A 15,949-nucleotide genomic window follows, 5' to 3' on the forward strand; every position below is an offset into this window, starting at 1 on the left:
ATGGCAGACACCATAAAGAGGACATCAAGGTGAAGAGTATGGATATCATGAAATATTCGCTGCTTCTGATAGCCGCGGCGTTGTCGTGCCAGCTACGACCCGTACAGGCAAACAGCGTTGTCGAACACCAAAGTACGCCGGTCAATGTGGCGTTCGGGGTGCGGGCGCTGACGCCGGACACGCAGGTTAACCCGCAGGTGGCCTTTGTGGCACAGATGCTGACGTTACCTCCGGTGGTATGCACGACCTGTTCCGCGCAAGACAGCTGGACCCGCGACTGGTCGGTATCGCACATTTCACTGAACCGGGACCATACCCAGCTGGATAAAGGATGGTACCTGTTTAACAGTGGGCTGAAAGGGATAGGTATTGGGGTACGAACGGCCCCCGGGACGCGCCAGACCCGGGAGGGAACCGGCGCACGGCTCGATGAAAACGGTGAAGTCAGCGTCGGGCTGGTGCGACTGGCCCGGGATGTGGGGGCAGGGTTAGTCGACCTGCCCGCAACCGATTTTACCCGGGTTACCACCTTTCGTGATCCGGCAGGCAGCGTGAAATATGTGCAACGGGATACCTTTCAGGTGTCCGCTGATTTTCGGGTACCGACCTGTACCAGTTCAACGCGGAGTCTGAGTATCCGTTTGCCTGATATCGACCGGGGTTGGTTACGTAACAACGTTGTCCCGGGGCATTATGCCGATCGTTTCGGCTCGGCCCCGCAGCTGGTCGTCGCAAACTGTTCGGAGAACACCCGCAATCTGCGTATCCGTTTCATTCCCGGCGGGGCGGTGGCGGACTCTGTGGCCGGCCCCGCCACGATACTGGTGGGGCGCGATGCCGACAACCGGGATACCGGGACCGGGTTTCTGACGACCTATGCCGCCAGCGGGTTCGGGCGAACCTGGCAGGGGGTGGTCCACTGGGACCGCGCCCTGCCGCTGGTGCTGACCAATCCACATCCTGCACCGAGTGGCGATGAGCTGAGCGAAGGCATTACGGTGGCATTACAGGGTTTTTATGCCAGACCGGACAATAGCCTGCCGCTTGGCGCCGGGGCGATCACCGCCAGAGGATTATACCAGGTGTCTTATGATTGATCGCATCACGGGTTTTCTGGGCGCGGTACTGCGCCCCGTGGTACTGGTCTGGATAGTTTTCCAGCCGGTATGTGCCGAGACTTTCCTCCCTGAGCAGGATATTTCGCTGAATGGCACGGTGGTGGTGCCATCCTGCAAGATCCATACGGGCGCTGACCGTCTGACATTCAGTAAAGACAAGTTGTCGGATCAGGCGTCACAGAGGCTGTTTCTGCGCCTCAGCCAGTGTGATATCGAAGGGCTCAACATTATGTTCCGGGCCGCCACCTGGCCGGGTTATCCGGACCGGGGAATACTGAAGAGCAGGAGTACCCGGCGGCCTTCCGCGGTATGGCATTTCCGCCTGGCGCCTGCACCTGCGCAGGAAAGGCTGCCGGCAGAGTCGCAATCCTGGCCGCTGTCCCTCGCGGCACACACCGCCGAACTGGTAAAGGATACGCCGACGGAAAGGGATAACCCGCAAGGGCAATATTTCAATCTGAACGGCGTGGTCTATGAGTACAGCGCCGACCGGATACCGCAGGGGCAAGGGGAACTGGTTATTCCGTTTGTGGTGTCGCTGCACAGCACCGGCGCGGGGGGGCATACAGCGGATGATGAGCTCGAATCCGCGTTTGCACTGCAGGTGAGTTACCGATAATGCCAATCGCTCATTGATCTGGGATCTGGGCGAGCCGCTACAGCATGCACTTGATGAAAACCTTCCTCCGGTCACCTGCATATATTTCGTGGCGGCAAGGGAACGCCGTGAAAACCCGCTACTTTCGGCTATTAAAACATTCAAAATATGCGTTATGGCGAAATGACAAGAAGGTTTTTTATAAATGACACTGCAGGGTGTCATTTTTTTTGGGGGGGGGAGCAACCGGTTCTCTTGATTGGATTGGGTTTGCTCGCCGCGGATGACGGCTGTGATTTGACTTGGTTATTTCTATCATCAGATTGGAATGTGGTTAATATATATAAGAAATATCTTTATAAATATGTGAATGATGTCGCTTTTAGGCCGATTGCTCTCACCGTTCTGTCAGTTTATTTCGTTGTTTTTATTGTGCTTTTTGTTTTTTTGTTGATTTTGATTGTTTTTTTGTTTGTGGTGTTTTTATTTGTTTTCCATTTTGCAAATCTATTCTTTTTATTTTGCTTATTTACTTTTTTTTTGAAGTGATGATAATTGCCCGTATTCAACTTCCGGGGCGTATGCTTTCCCGGTAATAACTAAAGTGCAACGCTAATAATGACCGAATATAACGGTGGTGGGTTATTTACCCATTGCAACTCACGCCGGTATTGTTTTAGTCAGGAGTTTTACGGTGAAAACAACGATTATCACATTAGCCATTGCCGGCGCTTTGCTGTGCCAGTCCGCCGGCACTGTATTTGCCGCACCTGCCGATATGGAAACGACCACGCAGTCCTTTTCGGTCCGCCTGGGGGCCACCCGGGTGATTTATAATCCGGCATCCGGTGGCACCACGCTGCCGCTGGTGAACCCGCAGAATTACCCCATCCTGCTGCAGTCTGAAGCTCTGGCGGAAAACATGAAAGACCGGGGGATTTTATGGTGACTCCGCCCCTGATGCGCCTTGACCCTCAGCAGCAGAGCCGCCTGCGCATTGTACGTACCGGTGGCAATTTTGCCGCTGACCGGGAAAGCCTCCAGTGGCTGTGTGCCAAAGGCATTCCGCCCAAAGCCGATGACGCCTGGGCAAAGGGTGGCGATGGTAAACCTGCGGCGCCAAAAGACAAAGTGTCAATGAATGTTCAGCTGTCTATTAACAGCTGCATCAAGCTGTTCGTTCGCCCCGCAGCCGTGAAGGGCTCGCCGACCGAGGCGGCGCGCAATGTCAGCTGGCAGTGGCAGGGAAATAAACTGAAAGGAACCAATAACTCCCCGTTCTATATCAACCTGACCAGCCTGAAGGCAGGGAATGTCAACGTGGATACGCCACATTATATCGCGCCGTTCGGCAGCCACGAGTACACAGTGAAAGGCGGGAAGGTGGGCGGCGCGGTGAACTGGAAAATCATTAACGATTACGGCGGTGAAAGCCCTCTGATGCAGGCTCCTGCGAAATAACACCCTCAGGGGGCGGGGTGTAGCCCTGCCGTCGTTCTTTTAGCTGAATTAATGGTTACTGCGTGAATAAAAACAAAAGGATATGCCGCGCCGTTTGCGCCGGTGGGCTGCTGGCGACCATGCTGTCACCGCTGCCGGCCCCTGCCCGTAGCTGGTCGTTTGATGCGGCGCAGCTGGGGCAGGCCGGGCAGGATGTGGATATCTCCGTGTTCAACCAAGGCGGCCAGCTGCCGGGCACCTACCTGGTGGATGTCATGCTTAACGGTGAGCGGGTGGATTCACGGGAAATGGTGTTCCATCAGGAGACCGACGCGGGCGGGCACCCGGCGTTGAAAACCTGCCTGACCCGGCCGCAGCTGGCCGGTTACGGCATCCGGGTGGAAGCCTACCCGGCGTTGTTTCCTAAAGGCACTGACGGAGAGTGTGCGCATCTGTCGGCCATTCCGCAGGCCTCGCAGGAGCTGCAGTTCAACAGCCAGCAACTGCTGCTGTCGGTGCCCCAGGTGGCGCTGACGCCGGCGCAGAAGGGCATTGCCCCGCAGCAGTTGTGGGATGACGGGGCCCCGGTGTATCTGATGAATTACCAGACAAACGCCACCCGAACCGAAACCCGGCGGGCGGCCCGGCCCGGCAGCGAAGCCTATTTCGCCCGTCTTGACCCGGGCATTAACCTGGGGGCCTGGCGCCTGCGCAACATGACCACCTGGCGAAAAACCGGCCGGCAGCCCGGCAAATGGCAGACCGCCGACACCTGGGCCGAGCGCGGGCTGTACGGACTGAAAAGCCGCCTGACGCTGGGTGAGCGCTATACCTCATCCGATATTTTCAGCAGCGTGCCGTTTCGGGGCGCCATGCTGGAGTCTGACGAGCTGATGGTGCCGTATAACCAGCGCGAATCCGCGCCGGTGGTTCGCGGTATTGCCCGCACCCAGGCCCGGGTTGAGGTCCGCCAGGGCGGCTATGTGATTTATACCACCACCGTGGCGCCGGGGCCGTTTGCCCTCACCGACCTGTCGGCCGGCAGTAACGGAGACTTGCAGGTCACGGTGGTGGAGACCGACGGGGCGCCCCAGGTGTTCACGGTACCCTGGACGGCGCCGGCCATTGCCCTGCGGGAGGGGTATCTGAAATACAGCCTGATGACCGGCCAGTATCGCCCGGATGATCGGAGTGTCACGCCGGCGACGGTGGCGCAGGGGACGCTGATGTATGGCCTCCCGTGGGGGCTGACGACCTACGGGGGGCTGCAGTGGGCGGAGCATTACCGGGGGGCCTCGCTGGGGCTGGGAATGCAACTGGGTGACCTGGGCGCATTGTCCGTGGATGGCACCCGGGGGCAGGGTGACCTGCCGGACGGGGCGACGGAGAGCGGGCAGACCTGGCGCCTGCGTTACAACAAGGTGCTGGATACCACCGGCACGGGTATCTCGCTGAGCAGCAGCCGCTATTCCCCGGCCGGAGAGGTCTCGCTGGGATCGGTACTGAGCCGCTGGCGTGACACGCCCCGGGGGGAGCAGGGAAGCACGCGCTTTCATTCCCGCAGTGACCGGCAGCGTGAAGCCCGGCACACCCTCAGTCTGAGCCAGTCGCTTGCCGGTTTGGGCTATATCAACCTGACCGGGTCGAGGGAAGAATACCGCAACGGTACCGCCAGGGATGAGCTGGTCACCTCGCTGAGTTCCGTAACGCGGGGGATCGGCTGGTCGCTGAACTGGTCGCAGCGCAGATCGCCGCAATACGGCGACCAGCACGCCAGAGGCTATCGCCGCGAACAGGAGGTCAGCCTGTGGTTCAACATTCCCCTTGCCGGCTGGCTGGGCGGCGGTAGCTATGCCACCTACCAGATGCAGTCCGGCAGCGACGGCCGGGTGCGCCACGACGTCGGCCTGAGCGGCGACGGATTTGACCAGCAGTTGCGCTGGAACGTCCGGCAGCAGTACCAGCCCGGTGCCGCCAACGACAACCGCTACGGCGGGTTGATGAACCTGACCTGGAACGGGGCCTATGGCGTGGTGGATGGCGGCTACAGCTACAGTGGCGACACCCGGCAGATGAACGCCGGACTGTCCGGCGGGGTGGTGGTGCATGAGCACGGCGTCACCCTGGGCCAGCCGATAAGCGGGACGACGGCGCTGGTGATGGCCCCGGGCATCAACGGGGTGGGGGTAAACGGCAGCCCGGGTGTCAAAACCGATTTTCGGGGTTACACCACGCAGAGTGGCCTTGGCGCCTACCAGGAGAATCTGGTGGAGCTGAACCCGGCAACCCTGCCGGCCGACGCGGAGCTGCCGCAGACCGGCATAAAGGTGGTGCCGACGGACGGGGCGGTGATACCGGTGCGTTTCCCTACCCGGGTAGGTGGCAGGGCGGTAATCGCCCTGCGTCAGGCGGATGGCCGTGCGGTGCCCTTTGGCGCCCTGGTGACGCTGGCCGGTGATGAGCGGCAGGGCAGCGGCGTGGTCGGCGGTGATGGTGAGGTGTACATGAGCGGGCTGGCGGAAAAAGGCGAGCTGATCGCCGCTTGGGGCGACGGGCGCCGGTGTCGGGCGGCTTACCGCCTTCCGGCGCAGCCCGGTCCGGCCGGGGTATACCGCTTCAGCGGGGTATGCCGCAGATGATAACCGGGAATAGCAAAATGAACGGAACAGTCGGAAAGAAAAGCCGGGTATTGAAAACCGCAGTGGCACAGCTGACGGGCGGGCTGCTGATAGGCCTCAGCCTGTTCAGTGCCGGATCCGTGCAGGCGGCAGAGCCGGAGGTCAGCCTGACGGCGCGCACCCAGGGGGATACGCGTCTGCGCGACGGCGCCCTGGTGGCAGAAGGCCGGGTGAGAGTACGGGAGGCTCACTCCGGGGTTCAGGTATGGCTGGATGCGGTGAAGAGCGGTGACGCACCGGACCGTTACGTGCTGAGCGGCAGAAACCATCCGGCGCACCAGCTGCGGGTGCGGCTGTCTGCCCGGGACAGCGAGGCGGACAGCCGAGACGGCAAGGGGCGCATTCTCCGGACGGCGGAAGAGCAGGTGCGCTATGAAGTAGTGGTGGACGGCGACCAGCAAGCGTCGCCGGACGAGTACGATCTGAGGGTCCGGGCGGCACCTGCGGGGTGACGGACCGGCAAAAAAGAATTCCGGGCGGCCATACAGGCACCCGCGATAAAAAAGGCGCGGCAACGCGCATCACGATGTGCCGGCTGCACGAAACGTGCGGGCCGGCGCGGATAACACGGTAAACGCAGAGTACTGCGAATAAGGATGAGCAATGATGAAAATGATGAGCAAACTGAGCCTGGTGGCACTGGCCCTGTGTGCGGCGAGCACCGCTGTACATGCGGAAGACAAGTCGTACGGTACGGCGACCGCGAAGATGACGGTGAATGCCATGCAGGAGTGGAAGATTGAGAAGGTTCAGGATGGTAATTTTTTTGTTGATAGTGGTAACGCCTTGGTTGCCAATTCAATCAGTGGAGGGAAATTTGCTCAGTTCAAAGTATCGAATTTAACAAATACCGCTGCTAAATATAGTATTACAGGCGTGGGAACATCTGTTAGCGATGATGGTGATATGTATATGGTTAATGATGCTGATAACAGCAAAATTAAAATCAAGCCTGCAAAAGTAGTGGGCAAAAGTACTCAGAATTTCTCTTGGAATAGTGACAGTAATAAATATGTGTCGGTTAACGATGTCGCAGCTAACAGTTCGGATGAGTTTTATATTTACCCTGTTCCTAATGTTATTCCTGTCGGTAGCTATACAACAACCGTTGAGTTGTTCGCACCATCAGTATAATAGCGTTGGTTGAGTGAAGAATATTTGCCGGTGAAATATCCGGCAAATATCTTAAAAAACGCGATCCCAGCCAAAGATGAAAGGTTTTTTACTTATTTTGACAACAAGGTAGGAAGCCTCAGAACTGACCATCCTGAACGAGACCGGTCTGATCATTACCCCTACTGCTTAAACGCAGCCAAGATAATTGAGGCATTTACCCCGCCGAATCCGAAGCCATTCACTAGTGCGTATGAAACGTCGTCTATTCTGGGCTGGTTTTTTATAATGTTCAGGCATTCGGCCGATGCGTCAATCTGCTCTATGTTGATGGATGCAGGTATGATCCCTCTGTTGATGGCCATAATTGAAAATATAGATGCCGCGGCGCCCGCGGCGCCCAGCATATGCCCGGTCGATGACTTTGTGGATGATATCAAGGGGTAATTGTTTTTAAATACCGCTCTGATGGCGGCAATCTCAGAAAGGTCGCCGACATAGGTAGAGGTTGAGTGAGCATTGATGTAATCGATATCCTCTGCAAATAAGTCTGCATCAGCAAGGGCTTTTTCCATTGCTCTCGCCGCCCCGGCGCCATCCGCAGGCCCGGCGGTTATATGCCAGGCGTCAGAGGTGGTGCCGTATCCCTTAACCTCCGCCAGTATATCGGCGCCCCGGTTTAGCGCATGTTCCAGTTCTTCCAGAATTAAGACTCCGGCCCCCTCGCTCATGACGAATCCGTCACGCATTGAATCGAAAGGGCGTGAGGATCTGGCCGGCTCTTCATTAAAACCGGTGCTCAACGCGCGTGCGGCATGAAAACCGCCCAGTGCGACAGGGCTGATACAGGCTTCGCTCCCTCCCACCAGGGCAATATTGGCGCGTTCTTCCTGGATGGCTTTGAACCCGTCCCCAATCGCCTGAATGCTGGCCGCACAGGCGGATACCGGCGTCCCGATCGGGCCTTTATAGCCATATTTGATCGATATGTGCCCTGCGGCGAGATTCGCAATAAATGAAGGGATGGTAAACGGAGACAGCTTTTTATTGCCTTCTCCGTAGACGGAGTTTACCGCGCGGGTAATAGCATGCACGCCACCAATGCCCGTGGCGATAATAGTGGCGACATCCAGCTTCTCTTCTTCGCTCAGCGTCAAAAGCCCGGCGTTGATAACGGCTTCTTCGGCGGCAATTAAAGCCAGGTGAATGAAACGGTCGGTTCTTTTTTGCTCCCGCAGCGGAATGTGTTTATCGATATCCAGACCCCCAGCCTGGTCATCATGGCACGACGGCACCGTACCGCCGATGCGAACGGCGAAGTTGCCGTAATCATCGGCGGATAACGCTTTAATGCCGGACACGCCGGCGATTAATCTTTCCCAGGACGTTTCGCGGCTAGCAGCCAGCGGGGAGACCAGGCCCATGCCCGTCACGACCACGCGTTTATTCATTCTTTTCTCCATGGGTATTAATTCCTTTCATTAGTTGGTAGGCATAAAGTGGCCGGCATATCTAACGGAAATAACCCCCGTTTAATTAGGTGTCATGGGGTGTTTTATATTTAAGAATTAATTGTTAGAAATAATAGCTTGCCGACAATAGCCATATTTGATCCGGGGTGATGACGTTGTTTTTCATTTCGTAGGTTTTTTGCCACTGAACGGCAATGTCTACCGGGCCGGCATGGCGGCGCAATTCAATGAATCCGGTATTTTTATGGCGTTGCAGATCGCGTTGCCACAGAAAATTGAGGTCATACCGGTCGAAGACGTCTTTCCAAAATAACTGGCCTAACAGGGCACGGCGGGACATCATGTAGTCCTGCGTTTGTTGCTCTGAGAGCCTGCGCATCGGGCGCCCGCCGGTTGAAGCGTAGTAGGCAAGCGAGGACAACGCCTTGTCGGCCCGTCTGCTGTCTGCCGCGCCATTATAGTGGCCTTCTAAACGCAGCGTCTGGTGGGCGGCACCGGACCAGGTGGCGCCGAAGGCCACCCGGTTGTGCCATGCCGTCTCTTTACCGCTGCCGGGCGCCATGCTTGCCCAGGGCTCGGGCTCTCTACCCCCTGCGCCTTCTAGATAGGCCAGCGTTGAGCGCGACAATACGTATGACATATTCAGGCCCAGCTGAGGGGATTTATGCCGCTCCTGATAAAATAAAACCTGCGGATTGAAATTATCCGTAACCTGATAACTTGCCACCAGCAGCAGACGATTATCGGGATTGCTGGTTCTCCAGTTTAGCCCCCGGTTCCCTTTCCCGGAATCTGCGCCAAGCTCAGGAGAAATAATCGCGGTGACAGAGGCACGGGACCAGAGTTGCTGCAGCTGTATCATTGCATTCCCCAGGCGGTTGAAGCGTTGTACGTCAGGATCGCCTGAGTCCACCTTTTGCGCCGTTCCCTTGCCCAAAAAATCGGTAGGGTTATAACCAAAAGCCACGCCATAACGGGTATTGACACGCCCAATATTTATCAGTGTTTGTGGCGTCAGCTGATAAGCCATATAAGCTTCCCGCAGGGCGCTGACGGTTTGGTTGTGATGCATTCGACGGGAAAAGTAGTTGTCAAGGCGATGAGATACCATCAAACGCCAGTGGTTCATATCATGACGCAATATCGGCGTATCCCATCGGGTATCCAGAGAGAAACGCTGCGCCGGGTCTTTTCTGCTCTGATTGAAACGGGCGACTGATTCTGCAAACATGCTCAGGGCGTTATATTCCGTTTCTTCAAACTTGCTGTTATCGGCCAGGCTCAACGCCGATGAGGTCGCTTTATCTGCAGCAAACAGCGGATGGCCGCAGGCAAATATCAGGGGCAAGCAGGCAAAATAGACGGACGCAGAGGAAGTCGCCATGGGTTAGTTTCCCCTAAACTGCGGTAAAAAATCGCGCTGCAGCCAGGTCTCCGGCACCTCTCGCCAGGTAAAATCCTGCTGGCGCATCACGGTGACCAGGCCGGCGTCGATGCCATCGATGATCACTTCTTCTGTGGGGCGTACCCCGCCAAGTACCGGCCGATAGCGGCGATAATATGTGGTCTTCAACAGGCTGCCGTTAACCGCATAAAATTCGGCTTTGCGACTTTTGAAGTCGGTTTTATCGACCCAAAGATCCATTGCCGGATATGTCGTATCTATGCCTTGGGCAACCAGGTGCAGGCGATAACAATCACGGGTTTGTCTATCACCATCCTGGATCTGTTCAACGCCGCTGAGCGTCGCCCGGTACTCCGCAGCCCAGTTTTCCGTGACGACATCGCCATTAGACGCCTGCCCTAATAAACGCTGCTGTGGGGAGATCGGCACGCTGGCATGGCTGACGGGATCGTAAAGCCATAAATTGCGCCCGCTTTTTAAGGTTAATTTCCCGACGTCACGTTCCGGACCGAGAAAGCGTAACAGACTGCGGAATTGCCCGCCTGCGGGATCCGCGCGGGAATAAATTTGCACCTTGCTGGTATCGAGTAATTTCCCATCCTTATAACTGATCAGCGTTGTCGTCAGGCTGAAAGAGCGCTGCGGGTTACGCACCGCGTCACTTTTTTCCAGAATGCGCTGGGCGTCATTGTTTGCCCAGGCAGGCAGCGTGCCGGCGATTAAGGTTAAAAAAATAGTCAGATGATAGATATGGCGGAATGAAATCATATTAACCCCTTCCTTTTTTATTTTAAATATGACGCAACGCTCGTGCTATATAGATTTTCGACGCTCTCCGCGCCGGCCACCAGGATGAGAGAATAGTCGCGAAAAGTAATATGCCAACCACGCTTAAAATCATTGTCCATTCATGCCAGACTCTAATCTGAATCGGTATTGGTGCAATAACGCCCGGGGGCTGCCATGTTAATCCAGAGTGATTTATCAGGTAGGATGAGATTATGGCAATAATGATACCGAACAGCGATCCTATAATCCCAAGCCATATTCCTTCGCAAAGGAATAGCCACTGAATATCACGCTGCTTTAATCCAATGGCACGTAGCGTACCAATTTCCACGGTGCGTTCAATTACCGCCATGCTCATGGTGTTGCCCACGGTGAAAAGCGCCAGGCAAAGGATCAGCACCAACAAGAAGCTAAATATTTTCCCGAACATGATGAGTATCTGTGAATACAAGGGTTGCAGTTCTGAGAAATCATAAACGGTAAGGTCTTGGGCTTTTAATGTGGTGTCAAAAAGATGCTGCAGTCTTTTCCGTGCGGTTGCTAGTTGAGAGGTGCTGTGGAGTTGTAAAATAATGGCGGTGACGCCGGGTTCGCCAAAGCCAAATAACAGCTGCTGGGCCTGTTTTAAATGAATTGCAACGAAGCTGTTATCCAGCTCCCGCGCTGGCTGGGGCTGTATTCCGGCCACCTTGACACGCGCAATATTTGGCGCCCCCCCGGTTGAAACCGCCAGCAGTTCAATATGCGACCCCTTATCCGTGCCGTGCGCCTTTCGGCTGGCCGCTGATAACCGAGCCAGATCTGCCGGGATAACCTCAGAAGGGCGATCGCGTTTAGCCCTGGAAGGCGGCCGGCAGGATGAGACCGGGCCTGGTCCGCAAAGTTGCAGCTGCTGGGCAAGACCCGAGCCAATTAAGGCGGCGTCAGAGGTGGTTGCGCTAAGCGTTTGGCGTTTATCCAGTAAATCGCCGAGAGAGTATTCATCCCACTTGTTTAATAATTTTTGACCTGCGACTTCACTGCCGTAGATCAATGCCGAGCGGGAGGTGCCGGCAGAATAATGGCTTGCAATGCCGGTCATTACCAGCACCGGCGTGCTGGCAACCAGCAGCGGTTTTAATACCGGGTCGCTGGCCAAGATTTTCATAATGTATTGGTAATGGGTAATGCTGTATTTCGCCGGGTTGCTGGTGCCGTGCAGCATGTAGTCTTTTTGCTGGATCTGCAGATGCCCCATATCTCTGACAAAGGCAGTTTGCAGGCTATATTTTATTGACTGATTATACCCGCCAAATAGCAGGATCCCCACCATGCCGACAACAATGGCGCACAGCGTGGATAGCGCCCGGCGACGATTGCGAAAAAGATTGCGAATAGCGAGCTTTACGATTTTCATAGCGCATCCCTGCCTTAAAACTGTTGGTTAACCTCGCCGTCATGCACGATATAACTATTATCAGCTTCAGCAATAACCTGCGGATCGTGGGAGGAGAAGATAACGGTTACCGCGTACTCTTGCTGTAATCGGCGTAATAATCGCAGAACCGACATGCTGGTCTTATTATCCAGATTTGCCGTGGGTTCATCAGCCAGCACCAGCGATGGCCGGTGAACCAAGGCCCGCGCGATGGCGACCCTCTGCCGCTGCCCGCCAGAAAGCTGGCCGGGCAATACGCCTGCTTTGCTCTGTAAACCCACGTTTTCCAGCATTTCCAGCACGGCCCTTCTGCGATATCCGGCGGGGGAGCCTTGCATTATCAAGGGAAACTCGATGTTTTCATAAGCGCTAAGCACCGGGATAAGGTTAAAATTCTGAAAGATAAACCCAAGGCAACGGGAGCGGAAGGCGCTTAATTGGTTATCGGTAAGCTCCGCCATATTCTGGCCATTAATAAACAGTTTTCCACTGTCTATGCTGTCAATGCCGCCAATGACATTAAGCAATGTCGTTTTCCCACTGCCGGAAAGCCCGGACAAAACGGTAAATTTCTTTTTTCTAATGCTTAAATTGACATCTCTCAGCGCGTTTACCCTGGTTTCGCCGAGGTAATAATCCTTACATATGTTTTCCATCTCAACTTCCCACATGCGCTCTCCTTTATATTACCTCTTTGGCATCAACAAATTATTATAATCACAGATAACCACATTTTTCGTGTGTTATTTTTTGTGCGGTCATTTTTCGCAATTTTATGTCGCTCCAGACGTTCATTTTTCATCAGTCACAGCGAAAGACGTCGTGAAAATCACGCGGTTCGTTCAAATGCCTACTCCGCAGAAAGTGACGGGTGATGCCCAACGGGATCTACACTGGCAGTATGTGAGCGAGCTGCCGGTGAGCTAATCTTGATCGCGCGGCCGTTAGCAGGACGGGACGACCTGTTTTCGCAACCTCGCCAGAAATTCCTTTAGGTACAATTCCATTTTTATTATTAGCGATTGGAATATTCTCAAGGTTTTTATCGACTTTCTTTTTTTTGCCGGGCGACATCTTATGCACTCGTTTGTTTCTATCGGTTACAATTTGTGTGAGTCATTAACCCATTGTGTTTTGTGAAAGGATTATTGTGAAAACTAAATTATCTCTGCTTACCCTCATTATTGGAGCAACGCTATGCTCGTCTGTAATGGCTGCAGCGCCAGGCAAACCGTCGATTAAAGACGGTTGGCAATTGAAAAATTTAAGCATGTTGAAACACAATCCGAGTGCAACAAGCTATAAGCAGCGGATCATTCGTGATCCAGACGGGCTGAAGTTAAATATTGCCTGGGACATGTGGAGTAATGACAATGCCAAAACCGCCAGCGTATTATTGAACGGAAAGTCGGTCTGGGAAGGGGCCGGCAGCGTCAAGTCTGCGCCCGTGACTATTACCCAGGGGGGTAACTACCAGTTAACGGTAAAAGTCTGTAATGATGATGGCTGCACCCTCAGCGACGCGTTGGACATGGTGGTGGTTGATACCGACGGTAGCGGCGCAAAGGCGCTCGATAATCCATTGCAGGACAATAATAAGCCTTATAAAAACACATCCGGTAAGGTGGTTGGCACCTATTTTACCGAATGGAGCCAATACGGCCGACATTTCCCGGTAGACAAAATCCCTGCGCAAAACCTGACGCATATCCTGTACGGTTTTGTGCCTATCTGCGGCAATAACGAAAGCCTGAATATTGAAGGTATGCCAAGCAGTTACCGGACGCTTCAGCAATCCTGCCATGGGCAGCCCGATTACACGGTGTCTATTCATGATATGGGCGGCGCTCTGGGGTATAACGAGCAGATTGGCGGCAATTTCGGCAAGCTTATTGCCCTGAAGAAGGCGAACCCTCATCTTAAAATTCTCCCGTCGATTGGTGGCTGGACGCTTTCCGACCCATTCTTCGACATGCATGATGAGAAAAAACGTACCACTTTCGTGAACTCGGTCAAAGAGTACCTGCAGACCTGGAAGTTCTTCGATGGCGTTGATATCGACTGGGAGTTCCCGGGCGGCGGCGGTGCCAACCCGGATGTGGGTAATGCCCGGGACAAGCAAACCTATACGCTGCTGATGAAAGAACTGCGCGCGATGCTTGATGATCTTTCGAAGAAGGATAACCGCACCTATGAACTGACTTCGGCTATCGGCGCTGGGGTGCAAAAAATCGCGGCAGTGGACTATAAGGCGGCGCAAGAGTACATGGACTACATCTTTGTGATGAACTATGACTTTGCGGGCCATTTCGATCTGAACAACCTCAATCACCAGACCTCGCTGTATACGAATAACGATATCGGTACGGTTAGCGAGCACAGTACCGAGAAGGCGATTGATGCGCTGCTGAAGCAACAGGTTAACCCAGAGAAGCTGGTGGTTGGCGTGGCGGAGTATGGCCGTGCCTGGACCGGTGTCCATGGCTATAAGCCGGGCCAGCCTTTTACCGGCAAAGCGACCGGGCCGATGATTGGCCGTGCGCTGGGCGCCGATGCTAAAGGGGTCTTGTTGTATAACGAGATCGTAAACCATTACTCATCGGGCGATTATAAAAAATTCTACGATAGCAATGCGCAGGCCGCCTATATCTTTAACGACAGCAACGGGGATTTAATCAGTTACGATACGCCGCAATCGGTAAAGGCAAAGGGCGACTTTGTGCAGAAACATAAGCTGGGTGGCCTCTTCTCCTGGGAAATCGGCAACAGCAATGGCGATCTGCTGAATGCCATGCATGAAGGGTTAGGCCACGGAGAGGGTACGGTTGACCCAGTAAACCGGGCACCGATCGCCGTAACCCGCGTTGCCACGCAAACGGTAAATGCCAATGACGATGTCACGCTGGACGGCTCTTCTTCTTATGACCCGGACCAGGATGCATTGAGCTATGCATGGAAGCAGGTATCAGGCACGGCAGTGACGCTTGATGACGCTTCCGCCGAGGTTGCGCATTTTTCTGCGCCTGCGGATGCCGGTGAACTGAAGTTCTCTCTGACCGTCAGTGACGGCGAGCTGCATTCAAAACCGGCGGTGACTACCGTGGTCGTCAAAGCCCAGAGCGAGATCGAAAACAACAAACCGGTTATTGATATTGCGGGCGCCAAACAACGGGACGTTGCCGGTGGGCAGAAGGTGGTGTTCGACGCGTCTAACACCGCCGACGCCGATGGCGATAAGCTGACTTTCCGCTGGGAAACCCCGACCAAAGGCGTTACCTATCCCGCCCTTGAAGGCAAGAACTCGTCCGTGCTGAGTTTCGTTGCGCCCAAGGTGACCCAAAAGACCGCCTTTACCTTCCAGCTGGTGGTGAGCGACGGTAAAGACAGCGTCACCTCTGAAATTTATACCGTCAACGTACTGCCTGAGAAAAGCGATGACCATACCCAATGGAGCAGTTCGAAGGTCTATCATGGCGGTGATACGGTGACCTGGAATGGCAAGACCTATAAAGCCAAATGGTGGACGCAGAATAATGAACCGGGCACCAACGATGTATGGGATAACCAGGATAAGGAAATCGGCGGTGAATGGAATATGAAGAGTATTTACCTCGGTGGCGACGAAGTGTCGTATCAGGGTAAAAGCTGGGTCGCCAAATGGTGGACCAAAGGCGATAAGCCCGGCGCCAGCGACGTTTGGAAAGCGAAGTAACATTAAAGATTAATTCACAAGGTGGCCGTTAAGGCCACCTTTTTTACATCCTGTCGCTGTGCCCATCTCGCACGGCATAAAATTTCTTTTCGCGGTTAAAAAATCCCATCCAAATCTTTCCGATCCCGCACTACAACATCCTGCGCTGACTCACCGCGTTAAAGAGGGATCCGCCGTTCACCACGGAGGTTATGTCTCGATAACAGG

Annotated in this window: 13 protein-coding genes; 8 read left to right on the forward strand and 5 right to left on the reverse strand. The window is 54.7% G+C overall.

Annotated elements, in window-relative coordinates:
- The first annotated feature begins 38 nt into the window (after positions 1-38).
- The 7 genes from D7I37_RS17800 to D7I37_RS17825 all read left to right on the forward strand — a co-directional run bounded on the left by D7I37_RS17800 (position 39) and on the right by D7I37_RS17825 (position 6,968).
- Positions 39-1,097, forward strand: coding sequence for a hypothetical protein (locus D7I37_RS17800; RefSeq protein ID WP_129544114.1), 1,059 nt, complete (start codon positions 39-41; stop codon positions 1,095-1,097).
- Positions 1,090-1,737, forward strand: a complete 648-nt coding sequence (locus tag D7I37_RS17805) for a hypothetical protein (protein ID WP_129544115.1) — start codon at positions 1,090-1,092, stop codon at positions 1,735-1,737. The genes D7I37_RS17800 and D7I37_RS17805 overlap by 8 nt, the downstream gene beginning before the upstream one ends.
- Before the next feature lie 673 nt (positions 1,738-2,410).
- Positions 2,411-2,665, forward strand: coding sequence for a hypothetical protein (locus tag D7I37_RS27725; RefSeq protein ID WP_371415231.1), 255 nt, complete (start codon positions 2,411-2,413; stop codon positions 2,663-2,665).
- A complete protein-coding gene (locus D7I37_RS27730) occupies positions 2,659-3,177 on the forward strand; it encodes a molecular chaperone (RefSeq protein WP_371415232.1) in 519 nt (172 codons plus the stop codon). Before D7I37_RS27725 ends, D7I37_RS27730 begins: the two co-directional genes overlap by 7 nt.
- A 119-nt stretch (positions 3,178-3,296) precedes the next feature.
- Positions 3,297-5,795 carry a fimbria/pilus outer membrane usher protein gene (locus D7I37_RS17815; RefSeq protein ID WP_129544792.1) on the forward strand — a complete coding sequence of 833 codons (2,499 nt, stop codon included), beginning with the start codon at positions 3,297-3,299 and terminating at the stop codon, positions 5,793-5,795.
- 17 nt (positions 5,796-5,812) lie between these two features.
- Entirely contained in the window at positions 5,813-6,286 is a 474-nt protein-coding gene (gene afaD / locus D7I37_RS17820) for an AfaD family invasin (protein WP_165283110.1), read from the forward strand.
- Between the two features lie 151 nt (positions 6,287-6,437).
- Positions 6,438-6,968: a hypothetical protein gene (locus D7I37_RS17825; protein ID WP_129544117.1), complete on the forward strand. Its 531-nt coding sequence runs from the start codon at positions 6,438-6,440 to the stop codon at positions 6,966-6,968.
- A gap of 161 nt (positions 6,969-7,129) precedes the next feature.
- On the opposite strand, the gene fabF is transcribed toward D7I37_RS17825, so the two are convergent.
- The 5 genes from fabF to D7I37_RS17850 form a co-directional block, all read right to left on the reverse strand.
- Positions 7,130-8,398 (reverse strand): beta-ketoacyl-ACP synthase II, encoded by a 1,269-nt coding sequence (gene fabF, locus D7I37_RS17830; RefSeq protein WP_207205537.1) that lies wholly within the window; start codon positions 8,396-8,398, stop codon positions 7,130-7,132.
- A gap of 124 nt (positions 8,399-8,522) precedes the next feature.
- The gene (locus tag D7I37_RS17835) at positions 8,523-9,803 is read right to left on the reverse strand and encodes a hypothetical protein (RefSeq protein WP_129544119.1); all 1,281 of its coding nucleotides are present in this window, start codon (positions 9,801-9,803) and stop codon (positions 8,523-8,525) included.
- A 3-nt stretch (positions 9,804-9,806) separates the two neighbouring features.
- The gene (locus D7I37_RS17840) at positions 9,807-10,592 is read right to left on the reverse strand and encodes an outer membrane lipoprotein-sorting protein (protein WP_129544120.1); all 786 of its coding nucleotides are present in this window, start codon (positions 10,590-10,592) and stop codon (positions 9,807-9,809) included.
- A gap of 22 nt (positions 10,593-10,614) precedes the next feature.
- The gene (locus D7I37_RS17845) at positions 10,615-12,009 is read right to left on the reverse strand and encodes an ABC transporter permease (RefSeq protein ID WP_129544121.1); all 1,395 of its coding nucleotides are present in this window, start codon (positions 12,007-12,009) and stop codon (positions 10,615-10,617) included.
- Between the two features lie 14 nt (positions 12,010-12,023).
- Positions 12,024-12,701 carry an ABC transporter ATP-binding protein gene (locus D7I37_RS17850; RefSeq protein ID WP_129544122.1) on the reverse strand — a complete coding sequence of 226 codons (678 nt, stop codon included), beginning with the start codon at positions 12,699-12,701 and terminating at the stop codon, positions 12,024-12,026.
- A gap of 479 nt (positions 12,702-13,180) precedes the next feature.
- Between D7I37_RS17850 and D7I37_RS17855 the strand changes: the two genes are divergently transcribed.
- Complete coding sequence (locus D7I37_RS17855) at positions 13,181-15,742, forward strand: glycosyl hydrolase family 18 protein (protein ID WP_207205538.1); 2,562 nt, start codon at positions 13,181-13,183, stop codon at positions 15,740-15,742.
- Positions 15,743-15,949: the final 207 nt, after the last annotated feature.

Source organism: Serratia sp. 1D1416 (genome assembly GCF_003641105.1).
GTDB lineage: Bacteria > Pseudomonadota > Gammaproteobacteria > Enterobacterales > Enterobacteriaceae > Serratia > Serratia ficaria.